15 protein-coding genes are annotated in these 18,858 nt (G+C 57.9%); 10 read left to right on the top strand and 5 right to left on the bottom strand.

Features of this window, described 5'->3' with window-relative positions:
- The first annotated feature begins 56 nt into the window (after positions 1-56).
- The 3 genes from ACP7A4_RS17455 to tldD are packed head-to-tail and all read left to right on the top strand — an operon-like array spanning position 57 to position 6,244.
- Positions 57-3,869: a YhdP family protein gene (locus ACP7A4_RS17455; RefSeq protein WP_426247860.1), complete on the top strand. Its 3,813-nt coding sequence runs from the start codon at positions 57-59 to the stop codon at positions 3,867-3,869.
- Positions 3,870-3,893: 24 nt separating this feature from the next.
- A complete protein-coding gene (locus ACP7A4_RS17450) occupies positions 3,894-4,742 on the top strand; it encodes a carbon-nitrogen hydrolase family protein (RefSeq protein WP_426247859.1) in 849 nt (282 codons plus the stop codon).
- Between the two features lie 59 nt (positions 4,743-4,801).
- Positions 4,802-6,244, top strand: a complete 1,443-nt coding sequence (gene tldD / locus ACP7A4_RS17445; protein ID WP_059762479.1) for a metalloprotease TldD — start codon at positions 4,802-4,804, stop codon at positions 6,242-6,244.
- 44 nt (positions 6,245-6,288) lie between these two features.
- On the opposite strand, the gene yjgA is transcribed toward tldD, so the two are convergent.
- Positions 6,289-6,810: a ribosome biogenesis factor YjgA gene (gene yjgA / locus ACP7A4_RS17440; RefSeq protein WP_048363143.1), complete on the bottom strand. Its 522-nt coding sequence runs from the start codon at positions 6,808-6,810 to the stop codon at positions 6,289-6,291.
- Positions 6,811-6,917: 107 nt separating this feature from the next.
- On the opposite strand from yjgA, the gene pmbA reads away from it, so the two are divergent.
- The 7 genes from pmbA to ACP7A4_RS17405 all read left to right on the top strand — a co-directional run bounded on the left by pmbA (position 6,918) and on the right by ACP7A4_RS17405 (position 16,719).
- The gene (gene pmbA, locus ACP7A4_RS17435; protein ID WP_059762481.1) at positions 6,918-8,264 is read left to right on the top strand and encodes a metalloprotease PmbA; all 1,347 of its coding nucleotides are present in this window, start codon (positions 6,918-6,920) and stop codon (positions 8,262-8,264) included.
- Positions 8,265-8,457: 193 nt separating this feature from the next.
- Positions 8,458-12,789 (top strand): dermonecrotic toxin domain-containing protein, encoded by a 4,332-nt coding sequence (locus tag ACP7A4_RS17430; protein WP_426247858.1) that lies wholly within the window; start codon positions 8,458-8,460, stop codon positions 12,787-12,789.
- 155 nt (positions 12,790-12,944) lie between these two features.
- Positions 12,945-13,340, top strand: a complete 396-nt coding sequence (locus ACP7A4_RS17425) for a hypothetical protein (RefSeq protein ID WP_059762486.1) — start codon at positions 12,945-12,947, stop codon at positions 13,338-13,340.
- A complete protein-coding gene (locus tag ACP7A4_RS17420) occupies positions 13,333-14,709 on the top strand; it encodes a class II fumarate hydratase (protein WP_048400236.1) in 1,377 nt (458 codons plus the stop codon). The genes ACP7A4_RS17425 and ACP7A4_RS17420 overlap by 8 nt, the downstream gene beginning before the upstream one ends.
- Positions 14,710-14,737: 28 nt before the next feature.
- Entirely contained in the window at positions 14,738-15,187 is a 450-nt protein-coding gene (locus ACP7A4_RS17415) for a hypothetical protein (RefSeq protein ID WP_203303660.1), read from the top strand.
- A gap of 1 nt (position 15,188) precedes the next feature.
- On the top strand, positions 15,189-15,800 hold the full coding sequence (locus ACP7A4_RS17410) for a superoxide dismutase (protein ID WP_059762489.1): 612 nt from the start codon (positions 15,189-15,191) through the stop codon (positions 15,798-15,800).
- A 25-nt stretch (positions 15,801-15,825) separates the two neighbouring features.
- Positions 15,826-16,719: a ZIP family metal transporter gene (locus tag ACP7A4_RS17405; RefSeq protein ID WP_048363149.1), complete on the top strand. Its 894-nt coding sequence runs from the start codon at positions 15,826-15,828 to the stop codon at positions 16,717-16,719.
- 174 nt (positions 16,720-16,893) lie between these two features.
- Here ACP7A4_RS17405 and ACP7A4_RS17400 read toward each other — a convergent pair whose 3' ends face one another.
- Genes ACP7A4_RS17400 through hpf form a run of 4 tightly spaced genes read right to left on the bottom strand, consistent with a single transcriptional unit; the run spans position 16,894 to position 18,824 of the window.
- Positions 16,894-17,166 (bottom strand): HPr family phosphocarrier protein, encoded by a 273-nt coding sequence (locus ACP7A4_RS17400; RefSeq protein ID WP_059762493.1) that lies wholly within the window; start codon positions 17,164-17,166, stop codon positions 16,894-16,896.
- Between the two features lie 15 nt (positions 17,167-17,181).
- Positions 17,182-18,039: an RNase adapter RapZ gene (gene rapZ / locus ACP7A4_RS17395; RefSeq protein ID WP_048363151.1), complete on the bottom strand. Its 858-nt coding sequence runs from the start codon at positions 18,037-18,039 to the stop codon at positions 17,182-17,184.
- A gap of 2 nt (positions 18,040-18,041) precedes the next feature.
- On the bottom strand, positions 18,042-18,506 hold the full coding sequence (gene ptsN, locus ACP7A4_RS17390; protein WP_059762495.1) for a PTS IIA-like nitrogen regulatory protein PtsN: 465 nt from the start codon (positions 18,504-18,506) through the stop codon (positions 18,042-18,044).
- 12 nt (positions 18,507-18,518) lie between these two features.
- Complete coding sequence (gene hpf, locus ACP7A4_RS17385; protein WP_010170586.1) at positions 18,519-18,824, bottom strand: ribosome hibernation-promoting factor, HPF/YfiA family; 306 nt, start codon at positions 18,822-18,824, stop codon at positions 18,519-18,521.
- Between the last annotated feature and the right edge of the window lie 34 nt (positions 18,825-18,858).

Raw genomic sequence — 18,858 nt, 5'->3', positions numbered from 1 at the left:
TATACCAAAGGGGTTGAATCCAGCCCCTTCGATCATTACTGAAGGGGCCACCTGACATGGAGCGTCTGACACGCTTTTTTGCCGCGCTGACCCGCTGGGGATTAAGTCTTTGTGCGTTGCTGCTGGTGCTGACGGCGTTGTACGTCAGCCTGGGACGCGAACTCACGCCACTGATTGCTGAATATCGCGCCGAAGTGCAGAGCAAGGCGCGTGAAGCCTTGGGCATGCCGCTGAGCATTGGCCGTCTTGAAGGCCGCTGGAGCGGCATGGCGCCGGTGCTGCTGGCGCATGATGTGATGGTGGGTGAAGGCAACAGCGCCTTGCGCCTGGACGAAGTACAAGTGGTGCCCGATCTATGGGGCAGCGTGCTGGCCCGTGAAGTGCGCATCGGCCACGTGCAGCTCGATGGCTTGCAGCTGAGTGCGCGTCAGGACAAAGACGGTCACTGGACCCTCGAAGGTTTGCCGGTCCAGGATGACAAGCCGTTGGACCCCGAGCAGTTACTGAATCAGTTGCAACGGGTCGAGCGTTTGTCGGTGCTCGACAGCCAGCTCACACTTGAGCCGTATAAAGCCGCACCGATGACCCTGACCTATGTTGGCCTGAGCCTTGATGTCGGCGCCTCTGATCAGCGCCTTGATGCGCGCTTGACGTTGCCTGATGGTCAGCCGGTTGCGTTGAGTGTCAAAAGCCAGATTCAAGCCAGCCGCTGGCGCGATGGCGCAGCGCAAGCCTATGTCAGCCTGCCGCAAAGCGACTGGGCCAAGTGGCTACCCTCCAACCTCACCCAAGGCTGGAACATTACCGAGTTAAAGGCTGGCGGTGAACTTTGGTTCAACTGGGGCAACGGCACCGTACAAAGCGCGACGGCGCGTCTGAATGCACCGAAGTTTCGCGGCGCTTATGCACAGCGCAAACCGAGCACGCTTGAAAATGTCGCCCTGCATGCCTGGCTTGAACGGGGTGATCAAGGCGTGAACGTGGTGCTGGACTCGCTGGCCATGAGTATTGGCGACCTGCGCTGGGAGACGCGCGCGCAGGTGCAGCAATTCAAGGCCACCGATACCGACCCGCAACGTTGGCATTTTCAGGCCGACCACCTGAACCTGACGCCGATTACGCCCCTGCTGGACTCACTCGCACCCTGGTCCGACAGCGTGGCCAGCGTCATCGACCAGCTCAACGTCACGGGTACGCTGCGCAATGTGCTGGCCGACTTTCGCCCGCACGCCACAGACGATCAAAAACTCAGCTTCGCCGCCAACCTGCAACAGGTCGGTTTTAACGCCACCCACGGCGCGCCCGCTGCGCGCAATGTCAGCGGTTTGATCAGTGGTGATCTGGGTAAAGGCGAACTGCGTCTGGACAGCAAGGACTTCATGCTGCACCTGGACCCTATTTTCGCCAAGCCGTGGCAGTACCAGCAGGCCAATGCCTTGCTCACGTGGACGCTGAGCAAGGACACCTTCACCCTGATCGCGCCTTACATCAAGGTGTTGGGCGAGGAGGGCAAGATCGCGGCCGACTTCCTGATCCGTATCCACATGGACCACGCCCAGGAAGACTACATGGACTTGCGGGTCGGTCTGACCGATGGCGATGGCCGCTTTACCCCCAAATATCTGCCAGAAGTCTTGAGTCCGGCGCTGACCGAATGGCTCAGTACCGCGATTATCAAGGGCGATGTTGAAGAAGGATTCTTCCAGTACCAAGGCTCGCTGAGCCATGACGCTGTCGCGGCGGCTCGCAATATCAGCCTGTTCTTTAAGGTGCATGGCGCAGAGTTGGACTTTCAGCCGGGCTGGCCCCATGTGCGCAATGTGTCTGGCGATGTGTTTATCGAAGACAGCGGTGTGCGAATCATGGCCAGCAAGGGGCAGTTACTCGACACCCAGGTGCGTGACGTTGCGGTGAGCATCCCCCATGTGCCGAGCGGTAAAGTCAGCCATCTGTTACTGCAGGGCAACTTTGCGGGCGGTCTGGGTGATGGGTTGAAGATCCTTCAAGACGCGCCGATTGGCACAGCTCAAACCTTCGCCGGCTGGCAGGGTGAAGGCTCGCTCAATGGTCGGGTAGACCTCGATATCCCGCTGGAACACAGCGTCGAACCGAAAATCGTGGTGGATTTCAAAACCGATAAAGCACGCTTGAAAATCAGCGAACCCGAGTTCGAGCTGACACAGCTCAAAGGCGACTTCCGTTTTGACAGTGCAAAAGGATTAAGCGGCAAAAGCATCACCGCCCGCGCTTTTGACCGGCCGATCAACGCGCAGATTTTTGCCGATGGCAGGCCCGGCAGGATCAGCACCCGGGTCGTGGCTAATGGTCAGGTCGGGGTCAAGAAACTCACGGACTGGCTGAAATTCAATCAACCGATCCCGGTCTCGGGCGATTTGCCTTACCAGTTGCAATTGACGCTGGACGGCGCCGACAGTCAGTTACGTGTCAACTCCAGCCTTAAAGGTGCGGTGATTGATCTGCCGGCACCGTTTGGGCTTGCGGCCAATGAAAGCCGCGACAGCGTGTTCCGCATGACCTTGCAGGGCGCCGAGAAGCGCTACTGGTTTGATTACGCCAACCTGGCGAGCCTGACCTTCGCCGCCCCGGACGGCAAGCTTGAGGCCGGGCGCGGTGAATTGTTCCTCGGCGCAGGCGCGGCCACGCTACCCACCACCAAGGGCCTGCGTGTGCGCGGCGTGCTGTCCGAGCTGGATGTTGCACCTTGGCAGGCATTGGTCGAGCGTTACGCGGGCAAGGATGCAGGGGGCAGCGCGCAGCAACTGCTCAGCAGCGCCGATTTCAAGATTGGCAAACTGACGGCGATGGGCACGCAACTCGATCAGGTCCGCTTGCAGATGAACCGTTACCCCGCGTCCTGGGGGCTGAAAATCGACAGCAAACAAGCGGTTGGCTCGGCCACGTTGCCGGACGCGAAAAACGCCCCGATCACCATCACGATGCAAATCGTGCGCTTGCCCGCTGCTGATCCCAAGGCTGTGGCGGACGACAACGCGCCTGATCCGTTGGCCTCGGTTGACCCGCGCAACATTCCTGCGCTGGACATCATCATTCGCCAGCTCTATCAGGGGCCGGACCTGATTGGCGCCTGGTCGCTCAACATACGCCCCACCAGCCGTGGCATTTTGCTCAACAACCTCAACTTGGGGCTCAAAGGCTTACTGCTAGAGGGTGCGGGCGGCTGGGAAGGTTTTGCCGGCGCCAGCAACAGTTGGTACAAGGGCCGTCTGGGCGGCCGCAATCTGGCGGACGTATTGAAGAACTGGGGCTTTGCGCCCAGTGTGACCAGCGATAGTTTCCGCCTGGACGTGGAGGGTAAGTGGCCAGGTTCACCGGCGTGGATTGGCCTCAAACGCTTCAGTGGCACATTGGATGCGTCATTGAACAAAGGCCAGTTTGTCGAAGTTGATGGCAGTGCCCAGGTCCTGCGTATTTTTGGCCTGCTGAACTTCAACTCCATTGGCCGGCGTTTGCGTCTGGACTTCTCCGACCTGTTCGGCAAAGGCTTGAGTTACGACCGGGTCAAAGGCTTGTTGCAGGCTGATCGCGGGGTGTACAGCGCCAATAAACCCATCACCATGACCGGCCCGTCGAGCAACCTTGAATTGAGTGGCACCTTGAACATGGTCACCGATCAGGTCGACGCCAGGCTGCTGGTCACTTTGCCCGTGACCAATAACTTGCCGATAGCGGCATTGCTGGTCGGTGCTCCGGCAGTGGGCGGTGCGCTGTTCTTGATCAACAAGCTGATTGGTGATCAGGTGTCGCGTTTTGCCAGCGTGCAATACAGCATCAAAGGGCCGTGGCAAGACCCGAAAATCACGTTCGACAAGCCATTTGAAAAGAAATAATGGCGGGCTATTGAGGAACACGTCATGTCGCTAGCAGTCATTCAAATGGTCAGCCAGAGCGATGTGCTGGCCAATTTGGCACAGGCGCGTCGTTTGCTTGAAAAAGCGGCCGAAGGTGGGGCGCGACTGGCCGTACTTCCGGAAAACTTCGCCGCGATGGGCCGCCGTGATGTCGCCGCCTTGGGCCGGGCCGAGGCATTGGGCGAAGGTCCAATCCTGCCATGGTTGAAACAGGTCACCCGCGACCTCACGTTATGGGTAGTTGCAGGCACGTTGCCATTGCCCCCTGCGGGTCAACCGGATGCCAAGGCCAACGCCTGTTCCCTGTTGATCAATGCCGACGGCGAGCAGGTGGCGCGTTACGACAAGCTGCACTTGTTTGACGTTGACGTGTCTGACAATCGTGGGCGCTACCGTGAATCCGATGACTATGCTCAAGGTGAGCGCGTGGTGGTGGCGGACACGCCGGTGGGTAAATTGGGTTTGAGCGTGTGTTATGACCTGCGCTTTGCGGAGTTGTACAGCGAGTTACGCGCTGCGGGCGCAGAGTTGATCAGCGCACCGTCAGCGTTTACCGCCGTCACGGGGGCGGCGCACTGGGAGATTCTGATCCGTGCCCGGGCCATTGAAACCCAATGTTACGTGTTGGCGGCCGCTCAGGGTGGTGTGCATCCGGGGCCGCGTGAGACCTTCGGCCACGCGGCCATCATCGACCCCTGGGGGCGAGTGCTGGCTGAGCAGGCACAGGGCGAAGGGGTGTTGATCGCCGAACGCGACAGTGTTGAACAAGCGGCCATCAGGGCACGCATGCCGGTGAATGACCATCGGCGTTTTTTTTCGCAGGGCGCCCAGCGACCTGCCACGCAAGGCTAATTCAGGCCCGTGCGCTCAGCCCTCACAGCGGCTGAAGCAGGGGTCAAGACGGAGTAACTATGAGCGAGTTGTTGACCTCAGTCAGCGAACACCTGTTGGCACCGGGCGGTGTCACCATTGAAAGCCTGCAAAGCGTATTGGGCGACCTGGCCGGGCCGGGCATCGATGCCGCCGACCTGTACTTTCAGGGCCAGATTTCTGAATCCTGGGCCCTCGAAGACGGCATCGTCAAAGAAGGCAGTTTTAACCTGGACCAAGGCGTAGGGGTGCGTGCCCAGTCGGGTGAGAAAACCGGTTTTGCCTACAGCAACGCCATCACCCTTGAGGCGTTGGGGTTGGCCGCCCGTGCTGCCCGCTCAATCTCGCGCGCTGGTCAAAACGGCACCGTGCAAGCCTTCACCACGCAAGACGTGGCGCAACTGTACGCGCCAGACAACCCGCTGGAAGTCATCAGCCGCGCCGAAAAGGTCGAGCTGCTCAAGCGTGTCGATGCCGCCACTCGCGCGCTTGATCCGCGTATCCAGCAAGTGACCGTGAGCATGGCCGGGGTGTGGGAGCGCATTCTGGTAGCGTCCACTGATGGCGGGTTGGCCGCTGACGTGCGGCCTCTGGTGCGCTTCAATGTCAGCGTGATCGTTGAGCAAAATGGCCGCCGCGAGCGGGGCGGGCATGGCGGCGGTGGGCGTACCGACTACCGTTATTTTCTGAGTGACGACCGTGCGATGGGCTATGCCCGTGAGGCGTTGCGTCAGGCATTGGTCAACCTTGAAGCGGTGCCAGCACCGGCCGGTACCATGCCCGTGGTCTTGGGCTCGGGTTGGTCTGGTGTGTTGCTGCACGAAGCTGTGGGCCACGGTCTGGAAGGTGATTTCAACCGCAAGGGCAGTTCGGCCTACAGCGGCCGCATGGGTGAAAGGGTCGCCTCCAAGCTGTGCACCATCGTCGATGACGGCACCCTGGCCGGTCGTCGTGGTTCGCTGAGCGTGGACGACGAGGGTACTGCGACCGAGTGCACCACCCTGATCGAAAACGGCGTGCTCAAAGGCTATATGCAAGACAAGCTCAATGCCCGCCTGATGGGTGTGGCGCGCACCGGTAACGGTCGTCGTGAGTCATACGCTCATCTGCCGATGCCACGCATGACCAACACCTACATGTTGGGTGGCGAAAGCGACCCGGCTGAGATCATTGCCTCGGTGAAGAAGGGCATTTACTGCGCCAACCTCGGTGGCGGGCAGGTCGACATCACCAGTGGCAAGTTCGTGTTTTCCACCAGCGAAGCGTATTTGATCGAAGACGGCAAAATCACCCGTCCGGTCAAAGGAGCAACCCTGATTGGCAACGGCCCGGAAGCGATGAGCAAAGTGTCGATGGTGGGTAATGACCTGTCGCTGGACAGTGGCGTAGGTACATGTGGCAAGGATGGTCAGTCGGTGCCGGTTGGCGTGGGGCAGCCCACCTTGAAGATTGACGCGATTACAGTAGGCGGTACAGGCGGTTGAGGGGGATTGGCCGGGTTGCAGGGCAACCCGGCCATGTACGAGGTTTAACGCAAGCCGCGTTGAGTCTCGTCCAACCCACGAATGTACTTGAACAATTTGCGGCTCGAAGCCGGTGCCTTGTTGTGAGCCAGTTCGTGTTTGGCCTGGCGCACGATCGAACGCATTTGCTGGCGATCGGCTTCAGGGAACTCGGTAACAAACTTTTCCAGTACGTCGTCATCGCCTTCGATCAGGCGATCACGCCAGCGCTCGAGGCCGTGGAAACGTTCGTTGTACTGACGGGAAGAGGCGTCAACCTGTTCCAGCAAGGCCATGATTTCGTCAATCGGTTGATCGCGCATCAGCTTGCCGATGAACATCATGTGCCGCTTGCGCGCAATATTGGCCGTGTGTTTTGGAGCATCTGCCAGGGCCCGGCGCAGGGCGTCGGTCAAAGGCATTTTGTTCAGCAAGTCAGGCTTGAGCGTTGTGAGGCGCTCGCCCAGATCAACCAGAGCATGAAGCTCGCGTTTGACCTGCGATTTGCTTTTTTCGCCGTCGAAGGCGTCGTCGTAAGAATCAACCATGGTGGCAGTCCGCAAAGAAACGCCGCCATGATAACCAGTCGGGGGCCGCTTGTCCGGCCCGGTCGCTCGGCGGCCCTACCGAAAACAGAATTTGAGTGGAGAAAACCATGAGTGCAGTAGAAAGCGTCGGCCCGCAGGCCTTGCCGGCACTGCAAGCGCAGGTCGAGCAAATCATCGCCGAAGCCAAGCGCCAGGGCGCTAGCGCCTGTGAAGTGGCGGTGTCAGTGGAGCAGGGCCTGTCGACCTCGGTGCGCCAGCGCGAGGTCGAAACCGTCGAGTTCAACCGCGACCAGGGGTTTGGTATCACCCTTTACGTGGGCCAGCGCAAAGGCTCGGCCAGCACCTCGGCCACCGGTCCCGATGCTATTCGTGAAACCGTTGCAGCCGCGCTGGCGATTGCCAAGCACACCTCAGAAGATGAAAGCTCTGGCCTGGCAGACCCAAGCCTGATGGCCCGTGAGCTTAAAGATTTCGATGTGTTCCACACATGGGACATCACGCCGGAGCAGGCCATCGAAAAAGCCCTGGCCTGCGAAGCCGCTGCATTCGAGGCCGACAGCCGCATCAAAAACGCTGACGGCACCTCCTTGAGCACTCACCAGGGCTGTCGCGTCTACGGCAACAGCAACGGCTTTATCGGCGGTTCGGCGTCTACCCGGCACAGCCTGAGCTGCGTGATGATCGCCGAAGGTGATGGCCAGATGCAGCGCGATTACTGGTACGACGTTAACTGTCAGGGTGAGTTACTGATGGATGCGGCCCTTATAGGCCAGCGCGCGGCAGAGCGTGCGGCACGTCGTCTGGGCTCTCGCCCGGTGCCCACCTGTGAAGTGCCGGTGCTGTTTAGCGCTGAGCTGGCGGGCGGTTTGTTCGGCAGCTTTCTGGGCGCCATTTCGGGTGGCAACCTGTACCGCAAATCATCGTTTCTGCTCGATGCGATGGGGCAGCAGATCTTCCCTGAGTGGTTGACCCTGGACGAGCGTCCACACCTGATGCGCGCGATGGGCAGTTCGTCCTTTGACAACGACGGTTTGGCCACCTTCGCCAAACCGTTTATCAAAGACGGCGAGTTGGTGTCCTACATCCTCAGCACTTATTCCGGCCGCAAGCTGGGCATGCCAAGCACGGCGAATGCGGGCGGGGTGCACAACCTGTTCGTGACCCACGGCGATGAAGATCAGGCCGCATTGATCCGCCGCATGGGGCGCGGGCTGTTTGTGACTGAACTGATGGGCAGCGGTTTGAACATGGTCACCGGCGACTATTCCCGTGGTGCGGCGGGTTTCTGGGTCGAGAACGGTGAGATCCAGTTCCCGGTTCAGGAGGTCACCATTGCAGGCAACATGCGCGACATGTTCAAGCAGATAGTCGCCGTGGGCAATGATCTGGAACTGCGCAGCAACATTCGTACGGGTTCGGTACTCATTGAGCGAATGATGGTAGCGGGCAGTTAATCTTTTGCAGTGACGTGTCCTGGCGCGCCGTTACCACGCGCAATACGCCAGGACACAACCTCGCTAAAACCCTGGCGTTAATGCCAGCACTCACACCGTTACAGCGCCTATATATGTAGATAAGTTTCGACGTTCACCCGGTACACACTGCTCTTGTATTTATCGTCCCTGACTCCCGCATATGGCCGGGGCAATGGGCTACTTGAGCATGTGTGAGTGTTTCCCTATGAGTGATGTCTTTCAATTATCAGATGCCTTGAGTTCTGAGCTGGTTGAGATCAGCCCCGCGGCTGAAAAAGTATGTATTCGTAACTGGCTGAAAATTGATGCAGACATTCAATTTCTACTGATCAATCAGCCCAGTTTGTCTTCGGTAATTGGCAATGAGTTCAAAGCCACATTCCCGGCTCTTGCAACCGTGCCTGAGCCTGAGCATTTGCTGATTGTTCCAGGGCTTGATGATTCCGTACCAGGCCATGCGCAGGCATCACCCCCTGATCTGCCACTGAGCGTGATCGATACCGTCCTGCAGACACTGCACACGGGTGTCTTTGCTTCCTATCCCGCTCAAACCATTGTCTTGCGCCGCGCGGGGCAGGCGACAGACATTGAATTGGAGCTTGCCCGCTTCGAGCTTTTTTTAGCGGACATGCGCCGGTATCTGGGGAGCTATTTCAGATTACAGACCACTGACTTTTGGTTGGCGTCGTGCGCGCAGACCGGCAATCGCTCGCGAAAGGAATGGTTGCTGGATCAGTTGGCATCGTTGTTACGTGCCGAGAGCGCGATGCTCAATGTTGACACTACGCTGACACCTGAACAGGTGAGCGTGGTTGATCTGGTTGTGCGCTACCCCTCATTGGCAACTCGGGCCGCGTTGGCCGTCTACTCACGCCCGGCCGTGTATGCCTTGAGGTTGAAAGGCCAAGACGGGCTTGGCCCGATTTCTTTTGCAGGTGCTTTCGTCATCACGCAGCGAGACGGGTCGGGGTTTTACGATCAGTTCGGGGCGTTTACTGTCGCGTCCAAAAACGGGCCGGTTGAGATTGATGCGCGTGCGCAGGCAGGGGTGACGGTGTTGTATACGCCATCAGGCGGGCTACAGGGGTTTAACACCTTGCAGGCTTTAGAGGACGAGCTGGAGCGCCGCTGGCGGGCGGTGTCCGAGTTTGAATCAATGCTTGAACTCACCTCACCCACGGATTTGTTGCGTATCGAGGCATTAGGCAAGGTGCCGCAGGCCTCTTTTGAATGGGTCTTTGACGAAATTTACCCGTCCATTTTCGAACATTGGTACAGGGTGCACGACGACCAACGTCAACAGAACATGATCCATCTCCTGTCTCACACAGCGGCCGCCAGCATCGCGCAACTGGAGGATGAGCTGGCTCATGTGGTCGATTATGCCCATCGGTTCAGTCAAACCAATGCGTTTGCCGCGCGCCTGTTCAAGCGGATTTCGTTAAAAACCCGCGCGTGGCTGGTGAGTGCTAGCCCCGAGGACCGTGAAAGCTGGCTTGAGGCGGTTGAGCGCTACAAGACTCACGCTTTCATTGCCAATGAAGACGGTGAGCCGTCGTCCCATCAGTTTGGCGATAAAGCCTTTCTGCTTCGGTATGCTCGAGAACAGATTCAGCAGCATATTCAGTTGGAGTACGGGCTCAGTATTGACCCCGACACCCTGTTCATCACCACCACTGCGGCCGAGGCTGGCGCAGGTGCGGTCATTCCCGCGGGTAGCCTGGCGCCATCATCTTATACAGCCGTCAACAGTCTCTCGCGCACAGGGCCCAGTATCAGGCTGGTCAGTACAACCCGCACCATGACCCAGCTGGCACTGGAGAATGTCAGTAAATTTGATATTGACTATGCCCTTACGGCCCGCGTGACGACAGGCAGTGCGAGCGGCCCGCAGTCACTTCAGTTATCGCCGGCGCAGGTCAAGACCATTATCCGGACAGTCAATATCGGAGACAGCTACCAGGCCTTTTTGCAGGATAAGTTGATTGACTCTCCCATGGCTGTTTCACGCCGCGAAACAGCCATGCAACTCATGATTGCGCAGATGCGCCTGGATGCACTGGAAGCCAAAATATCCGGTGATTTTTCACCCGATCGACTGGATCGCGGTTATCGCTGGGTCGAAGCGGTACTTGACGAGGCTCAAAATCCACAGGCCATTGCGACGGTTGAGGGGCATGCGATCAAGGTGCACCAACTGCTGGTGGGCGAGACGACGGTGCGCGGGGTGTTAATCATAAGCGCCCATTCGCTCTCTGTGCCGTCATCGGCTTCTGAGCTTGAACTTCCAGGCCTGCATCCACAGTTCAGTGTCAGCTCAATCGTGGTGTATACCCCCGAAGCGCCAGATGGAAAGCGCTTTCGCGAGTTCGAAAATCGCTCGCACATGGCCGGTAAATTTTTGCATGAGGCGCAGTTCACTGACTATTTGGTGGGCAGAGTCAGTGCGGGTCATCACGTGCGAATTCGTCATCTGTTCAAGCAGGGGTTACGTGCCCCTGATGTGAAATTACTGCCCATCGCCGGGCATTTTATTGAGCAGGCGTGTATTGCCCAAGCCCGGCACGCCATTGCCAATGCTGATGCGGTGAGTAATTCGACGACGGAACTCAACGGGCTTTGCGTCTGGAACAGTATCGAGTTGGCCGTGGATATCGTGACGGCTGTCCTGCCTTTAAAAGTGACAGCGCCAATTGCGTTGGCCCGCAGCCTGCTATCGCTCTGGAACGGGTTTGACGCGCTAAAACGCGATAGCCAGCTAGAGGCGCTTGGGCACTTTGTGGGCATGATTGCGCATTTGGTTGATGCAGGCGTTGACATCGCAGTTGTGGTTGCCAGAGTACCGCTCACGCGGGCAATTGCTTCACCTGCGGCGCTTGATTCCAGGCTGGCGTATTCCCAAGGCCTGACCGATCTGACCCTGCGCTCAGATGGCGTGTATGCGGGGGTGTATGAAAAAGTGCCCAAGCAAGGCGGCTTCTCCCAATATTTTGTGCAGCAAGAGAAGTACTGGTATCAGATCAAATATGACAAGGATCGACTCGTCTGGCGTGTGATGGATATGCGTCGCCCCCAAGCGTGGTATCGCTCGCCCATCAGTCAAGGCAGCGACGGTCTCTGGCGAGTCAGTACACCGCAATTGAGCCTGCGCGGGGGCGGTCGCTCCACCCTTGCACCGTATCGCGTACGCGTAGCGTTGCCCCATTTCAGCCTTGAAGAGGCCAGAAAGCTGCTGGACCAATATAACTTTCCCGAGACGCTGCGAACGGGGCTGGAACTTGATCTGGCCGAGTATCTGGTTAAACACAAAACGTTGCCGTTGTGGTCTCAGCAATATTTAAAACCGGGACTGGAAGCCGCAAGGCTAGCCAGATTGCAGCAGACGGGCGGTACGTCGAGCCGCACATTGTTGAGTAACAAGCGCAAAGCCGCGCAACTTGCGCAAGAGCCGCCTGTAGCCAGGCCACCACAACCGACACCGTCAATCAGTACTCCCTTGGCGTCAGCTTCAGACCAAACGTCGTGGCAGGGCTGGGGGCAGAAAGTCGATCCGGGGCTTTCCAGTATGGCCAGCATTAACCCGCCTATTTTCAAGGTCAGTTCCCCGCAGGGCACTTACCGGGCAATCAAACTGGATGACCTGCACTTTGAAATATTGCCTCAGGGTCATGAGGCTCAAACCCAGCGTGTTTTCCTCAAGCATCCGCATAAACCGTGCAATAACTACGATCAATTGGAAGCGCTCCTTCAACACGGCAAGCACGAGCAACCCAGAATGGGCGAGTTTACCGGTGGGCGCTGGGTGATTCATGAACCCTTCTTTTATAAGCCGATCCTCAACATTGTCAGCAATGTTTTCCCCTCAATGACCGCGCAATCCCAGCGGGAGCTTTCCCGGCGACTCTTTCATTTTGCCGATCCCTCAAGCACGGGTATCACCCCTAATCGCATGCTCAATACCAAGCAAGCACTCTATGGTTGGCTCTCCGGGAACTCGTCGTCGCTGAGTGTGCACCTGGGTGACCCTTGTGCGTTGTTGGCACAAGCCACGAGGGTCGGCGAGGGGCTTTATCAGCTGGGAACCCAGGTGAGGGCGAGCATTTTTAATCGCATGGATTTCAAGTTGCTGGCGAGTGAACACACGCTGCTGACCAACGTCACCACTAACCCCTCTTTAGCCCTCAATGAGGTCATGACAAGCCTTTTGCGGCGGCTCGGGTATGAGATTTACCCAGGCATGACGGATTTGTCTGTGATGGCTTTCCGTCGACGGGGCGCCAAGACCATGAACTTTATGCAACTGCATAAAATAGACTCGCCGCGAATTTTGCTGACCAAAGCGCTGGGTGACACGGTCGATGAGTTGATTCGCCACAATCCTCTTTCGCCACTTGCTTTGGCATTAAGCAGCGCGAGAGCGGAGGGCAAGCTGCTTTTTCTGCTGGGAGGCGTGCAGCACAGTGCGCCAACGGCATTGCCGGTGGGTTTCGTTTTCAGGGTATGACCTGTTCACCAGGGCGCAACGTTTTGATTAAACAAGGTTGCGGTCATTGATCGCACCCTTTAGCCCCGGGCGCTTTAAACGAGCGCTTTGGTCGGGGTTGTTTTGATAATCAATATCGCTTAATAATGAATCTCATTATCGAGTGAGCCAGGGTCATGAGTTCTGCCTTGCATGAAGGGCCTTATCTGGAAAGCTGGCGCTGGATGAGCCGCCAGATCCGTTGTGGGCTGGCGCCCGACGAGCCGCGCCTGATTGAGCACTATTTAGCAGAAGGCCGATATCTGGCCTGCTGTACGTCAACCTCCCCGTGGACGATTGCCGTGACCTCGTTCCGGCTTTTGCTGGATACCGCTGCCGACACTGCGTTGCCCTGGCATTGGCGCAATGTGTGTCTGGACCATGCGTGGCGACCGCTGCGCGACCTCGAAACGCAATCTCTGTGCGGGTGCCGACTCAAGCGCTGGCAAAGCTTTGCCTGGCAATTGGCAACCTGCGAACTCGAACCGTCAATTTCTTTAATCGAACTGGTGCAAGGATTTCCCGATGAGTAATACCCGTATCGAACGTGACAGCATGGGCGAGTTGCACGTGCCTGAGTCGGCGCTGTACGGCGCCCAAACCCAGCGTGCGGTGAACAACTTTCCCGTCAGCCATCAGCGCATGCCTGCGCAATTCATTCGTGCCTTGATCTTGGCGAAAGCCGCAGCGGCCAAGGCCAACGTTGAATTGGGGCAAATCACTGAAGCGCAGGGCAAAGCCATCGTTGAAGCCACGCAGATTCTGCTGGAAGGCGATTACATGGAGCACTTTCCGGTGGATATTTTCCAGACCGGCTCGGGCACCAGTTCCAACATGAATGCCAACGAAGTGATCGCCACCCTGGCCACGCAGGTGCTGGGTGAAGCGGTCAACCCCAACGATCACGTCAACTGCGGCCAAAGCAGCAACGACATCATTCCGACCACGATCCACGTCAGTGCAGCGCTCGGCTTGCATGAGCAACTGCTGCCAGCGCTGACGCATCTGGTGCAGGTGATCGAGCGCAAGGCCGAGCAGGTGCATGTGTACGTCAAAACCGGCCGTACGCACTTGATGGATGCGATGCCGGTGCGCATGAGTCAGGTACTCAACGGCTGGGCGCAGCAGCTCAAGGCCAATATTGAGCATTTGCATAATCTGCAACCCGCGCTGCAATCGCTGGCTCAGGGCGGTACGGCCGTGGGCACCGGCATTAACGCGCATCCCAAATTCGCCGGGCTGTTCAGCCAGCAACTCAGTGCGTTGACGCAGCTTGAATTCACGCCGGGCAAGGATCTGTTCGCGCTGATCGGCTCCCAAGACACGGCGGTGTCGGTTTCGGGCCAGCTCAAAGCAACAGCCGTGTCGCTGATGAAAATTGCCAACGACTTGCGCTGGATGAACTCTGGCCCGCTGGCCGGTCTGGGTGAAATTGAACTGCAAGCCTTGCAGCCTGGCTCTTCGATCATGCCGGGCAAGGTCAATCCGGTCATCCCGGAGGCGACGGCGATGGTTGCGGCTCAGGTGATCGGTAACGACACGGTGATCACGGTGGCGGGGCAATCGGGCAATTTCGAGCTCAACGTGATGTTGCCCGTCATTGCTCAGAACCTGCTGAGCAGCATCGAGCTGCTGGCAAACGTCAGCCGATTGCTGGCTGACAAGGCGATTGCCAGCTTCAAGGTCAACGAGGCCAAACTCAAAGAAGCGCTGTCGCGTAACCCGATCCTGGTGACGGCGCTCAACCCGATCATTGGTTACCAAAAGGCCGCTGAAATCGCCAAGACCGCTTACAAGCAAGGTCGTCCGGTGATTGACGTCGCCCTTGAGTTTACGGACCTGCCGCGCAGCCAGCTTGAAGCGCTGCTGGACCCCGAAAAGCTGACGGCTGGCGGCGTTTAATCCCCCTGACACTGTTTTGGAGGCGCACATGGAACACTGGAAACGCACGATCGAAAGAGCCAATCGCTGTTTCGCTGAGGGCGAGCTGGTTGATGCGCGAGAGCACTATTTGCAGGCGCTGGCGCTGGCTCAAGTGTTGTTCGAGCGCTGGAGTGATGCCGACGAAGCAGTGGCAGCCTGCGTGATTTCACATCACAACCTGGCGGACTTGCATTTACGCCTCAATCAGCCCGAAGAAAGCGTCGAGTACCTGTGTTCGATTCATCAACGCTTGTTACACACCATGCAGAACCTGCGATTCAAGTCCGAACTGCGTGAAGCCGCGTTACGTCACAGCAGTAAAACCTACGTGGAACTGTTGAATTTCATCAGTGAACACGGCGAATACCCGCGCTCTGATCTCTTGCTCAAAAACACGGCTGCCCAATCCAGTCGCGAACTCTCCACAACCAGTGGCCATATTCCAGGAGTCCATTGATATGACGTACACCTTGCCTGCCTTGCCTTATGCCTACGACGCGCTTGAGCCACATATCGATGCGCAAACCATGGAGATCCACTACACCAAGCATCATCAGACCTATATCAACAACTTGAACGCGGCAGTCGAGGGCACCGAGTGGGCACAGTGGCCCGTCGAAAAACTGGTGGCCAGCGTGCATCAGTTGCCCGAAAAGCTGCGCGCAGCGGTGATCAATCAGGGCGGCGGGCATGCCAACCACTCATTGTTTTGGGAAGTGATGAGTCCTAAAGGCGGTGGCAAGCCCGAAGGTGCCTTGGCCAAGGCAATTGATGAGCAACTGGGTGGACTGGAGGCTTTCAAAGACGCGTTTACCAAAGCGGCATTGACGCGTTTCGGCAGCGGTTGGGCCTGGTTGAGCGTCACCCCGCACAACACCCTGGTGGTGGAGAGCAGTGGCAATCAGGACAGCCCGCTGATGAGCGGTAACACGCCGATTTTGGGCCTGGATGTGTGGGAGCACGCCTATTACCTGCGTTACCAGAACCGACGGCCTGAATACATCAATGCGTTTTACAGCGTCATCAACTGGCCTGAAGTAGCGCGTCGCTATCAAGCAGCTATGGTCTAAGCCTACACAAAAGGATTAGGCGGATATGGGCACGCAAATTTTGGCGGTCGGCGGCGTGCGAATGTTTCGTTATGCCCTCGGCACGCTGTTGCTGTTGGCGGGCACTGCATTGTTGGTGGCCAAAGGGTTGGTGTGGCTGGATCTCGAACCCAAGATGCTCAGGGCCCTGCAAGGCGGGGCCTTGTGTGCCTTGGGAACCGCGCTGGGTGCTGTGCCGGTGTTGGTGATCCGTAATATGCCGGTGGCGGTCAGCGATACCCTGTTGGGATTTGGTGCCGGGGTGATGTTGGCGGCCACGGCCTTCTCCCTGATTGTGCCGGGCATCGCGGCTGCGCAAAGCCTTGGACTGTCGGCGTGGGCGTCAAGCGGGCTGGTTAGCGGCGGCATTCTGCTGGGTGCCCTGTGCTTGTTTCTGGTGGACTTGAAAGTGTCGGGGGCCGGGCCTGAAGTCATTGTCAGTCGCCCTGGAGAGCCTGTTATTGCTCCGCGCATCTGGTTGTTCGTGATTGCGATTGTGGCCCACAACATTCCTGAGGGTATGGCTGTAGGTGTCTCTGCCGGTGGTGGAATGCCGGATGCCGACAGTCTGGCAATGGGCATTGCGCTGCAAGATGTGCCCGAAGGCTTGGTCATTGCACTGGTGCTGGCGGGTGCGGGCATGTCGCGGGTCAGAGCGTTCTTGATTGGCGCAGCGTCCGGTCTGGTCGAGCCTGTGTTTGCAGTGCTGTGCGCCTGGCTGGTGAACCTGGCTGAGTTGTTGTTGCCATTGGGACTGGCCCTGGCTGCGGGGGCGATGCTATTGGTGGTTACGCAGGAAGTGATCCCGGAATCGCGACGTAATGGTCACGAAAAGCTGGCCAGCCTGGGGTTGTGTGTGGGGTTCTGCGTGATGATGGTGATGGACACGGCGTTGGGATAATTCACGGTCTGTAGTCGTTGTCGAGGCACGAGGCTGCGATCGGGCGCGAAGCGATCGTAAAACCGATAACAGCGGTGTATCTGAACTCACGAGGTTAATGGCATGACGGCTGCTTCGCAGTCGGACGCAGCCTGGCATCACTCGTCAGCTGTTACGAGTGATGCAGCGCAGTAGCTACTCGCCTTCATCGAAGAAGTTGTTGATGAGGGCGACCAGCGCATCCAGCGCTTCCTGTTCTTGTTCACCTTCAGTTTTTAGATGGATTCGGGTCCCTTTGCCTGCGGCGAGCATCATCATTGCCATGATGCTTTTGCCGTCGACCATGGTCTCAGGCGTGCGACCTGCTCGCACCTGGCAAGGGAACTTGCCCGCAATACCTACGAACTTGGCGGATGCCCGAGCGTGAAGGCCCAGCTTGTTGATGATTTCGATTTCCATAGCTGGCATCGCGGGGTAGGTCCTTCAAGTAAGGTCGCGGTGGCGAACCTGAACGTTTTTCAGGGTTTCTTGCAGGCATTTGCCCAAGCGCTCAGTCAGGTACACGGAGCGGTGATGCCCGCCAGTGCAACCAATGCCAATGGTCACATAGGCGCGGTTACTGGCAGCAAAGCGGGGCAACCATTTGAGCAGATAACTGGAGATGTCCTGATACATTTCCTCGACATCCGGTTGTGCCGCCAAGTACTCGGCCACCGGTTGATCCAGCCCGGACTGCTCACGCAACTCGGGTTTCCAATACGGATTGGGCAGGCAGCGCACGTCAAACACCAGGTCAGCATCTACCGGCATGCCACGTTTGAAGCCAAACGACTCGACCAGAAAGGCGGTGCCCGGTTCAGGCTTGTTCAGCAGACGTAGTTTGATGGTGTCGCGTAGCTGATACAGGTTCAGATTGGTGGTGTTGATTGTCAGGTCGGCCAGATCTGCGATAGGACCAAGCAGTTGGGTCTCATCGCGAATGGCCTCGGCCAGCGAGCGGCTGGCGCTGCTCAGCGGGTGCCTGCGGCGGGTTTCCGAGAAGCGTTTGAGCAGCGTCTCCTCGTCAGCGTCCAGGTACAGCACATCGCACTGAATATGGCGGTTGCGCACTTCTTCAAGCAACTGTGGAAAGCGCGACAGATGGCTAGGCAGATTGCGCGCATCAATCGACACAGCCACCAATGGCTGCGCCAATTCAGTGTGAATCAGCGCTCGCTCTGCCAGCTCAGGCAGCAAACCGGCGGGCAAGTTGTCGATGCAGTAAAAGCCGTTGTCTTCGAGGACGGCCAGGGCAGTGCTTTTACCGGAGCCGGAGCGTCCGCTGACAATGATTAAGCGCATGTTTATTGACCGTTCTGTTCGTCCAGAACAACCTGATACAACGCTTCGTTGCTGGGTGCATGGCGTAGTTTTTCGCGAACTTCTTTGCGATCGAGCATGCTGGCGATCTGCCGGAGCAGCTCCAGGTGTGCGTCGGTGGCCGCTTCTGGCACCAGCAAAACGAACAACAGGTCGACCGGCGCGCCATCGATGGCGTCGAAATCTATGGGGGCATCCAGGTGCAGCAAGGCGCTGACAGGCGTCTCGCAGCCCTTGAGGCGGCAGTGGGGGATTGCGATGCCGTTGCCAAAACCGGTTGAACCCAGTTTTTCACGGGCGATCAGGGCCTCGTAAACAGCTTGCGTATCCAGTTCAGGCACTTCTCGGCCGATCAGGTTGGCAATTTGTTCGAGGGCGCGCTTTTTACTGCCGCCCGGCACGTTCACGAGTGAACGGCCGGGGGTCAGGATGGTTTCAAGTCGAATCATGGGTAGGGAGTGTTAGCGGCCAGTGCCTTGAAGGAGGCTCTGCTGCTTTTCCTTATGCTTTTTGATTTGGCGATCCAGCTTGTCGGTCAGGTCGTCAATGGCTGCATACATATCTGAATGCTCGGCATTGGCGACTACTTCCCCGCCGGGTATACGCAAGGTGGCTTCGATTTTCTGCTTCAGCTTTTCGACAGTCATAATGACTTGCACGTTGGTGATTTTGTCGAAATGCCCCTCAATTCGTTTGAGTTTTTCGCCGATATAAGCGCGCAGCGGTTCAGTCACTTCCAGTTGGTGTCCACTGATGTTGACTTGCATACAGTTTCTCCTTCGTTGCCAGTGCATAAAGCGG

The sequence above is a fragment of the Pseudomonas sp. TWR3-1-1 genome, assembly GCF_049896545.1.
GTDB classification, from domain to species: Bacteria; Pseudomonadota; Gammaproteobacteria; order Pseudomonadales; family Pseudomonadaceae; genus Aquipseudomonas; species Aquipseudomonas weihenstephanensis.
The sequence above is the reverse complement of the archived record's forward strand: the minus strand, read 5'-3'. Positions and strand labels throughout refer to the sequence as shown.

Excerpts from the sequence above, each read along its gene's own strand:
- ACP7A4_RS17455 (WP_426247860.1), top strand. The coding sequence starts at position 57 with ATGGAGCGTCTGACACGCTTTTTTGCCGCGCTGACCCGCTGGGGATTA.
- ACP7A4_RS17450 (WP_426247859.1), top strand. The coding sequence starts at position 3,894 with ATGTCGCTAGCAGTCATTCAAATGGTCAGCCAGAGCGATGTGCTGGCC.
- tldD (WP_059762479.1), top strand. The coding sequence starts at position 4,802 with ATGAGCGAGTTGTTGACCTCAGTCAGCGAACACCTGTTGGCACCGGGC.
- yjgA (WP_048363143.1), bottom strand. The coding sequence starts at position 6,810 with ATGGTTGATTCTTACGACGACGCCTTCGACGGCGAAAAAAGCAAATCG.
- pmbA (WP_059762481.1), top strand. The coding sequence starts at position 6,918 with ATGAGTGCAGTAGAAAGCGTCGGCCCGCAGGCCTTGCCGGCACTGCAA.
- ACP7A4_RS17430 (WP_426247858.1), top strand. The coding sequence starts at position 8,458 with ATGGGCTACTTGAGCATGTGTGAGTGTTTCCCTATGAGTGATGTCTTT.
- ACP7A4_RS17425 (WP_059762486.1), top strand. The coding sequence starts at position 12,945 with ATGAGTTCTGCCTTGCATGAAGGGCCTTATCTGGAAAGCTGGCGCTGG.
- ACP7A4_RS17420 (WP_048400236.1), top strand. The coding sequence starts at position 13,333 with ATGAGTAATACCCGTATCGAACGTGACAGCATGGGCGAGTTGCACGTG.
- ACP7A4_RS17415 (WP_203303660.1), top strand. The coding sequence starts at position 14,738 with ATGGAACACTGGAAACGCACGATCGAAAGAGCCAATCGCTGTTTCGCT.
- ACP7A4_RS17410 (WP_059762489.1), top strand. The coding sequence starts at position 15,189 with ATGACGTACACCTTGCCTGCCTTGCCTTATGCCTACGACGCGCTTGAG.
- ACP7A4_RS17405 (WP_048363149.1), top strand. The coding sequence starts at position 15,826 with ATGGGCACGCAAATTTTGGCGGTCGGCGGCGTGCGAATGTTTCGTTAT.
- ACP7A4_RS17400 (WP_059762493.1), bottom strand. The coding sequence starts at position 17,166 with ATGCCAGCTATGGAAATCGAAATCATCAACAAGCTGGGCCTTCACGCT.
- rapZ (WP_048363151.1), bottom strand. The coding sequence starts at position 18,039 with ATGCGCTTAATCATTGTCAGCGGACGCTCCGGCTCCGGTAAAAGCACT.
- ptsN (WP_059762495.1), bottom strand. The coding sequence starts at position 18,506 with ATGATTCGACTTGAAACCATCCTGACCCCCGGCCGTTCACTCGTGAAC.
- hpf (WP_010170586.1), bottom strand. The coding sequence starts at position 18,824 with ATGCAAGTCAACATCAGTGGACACCAACTGGAAGTGACTGAACCGCTG.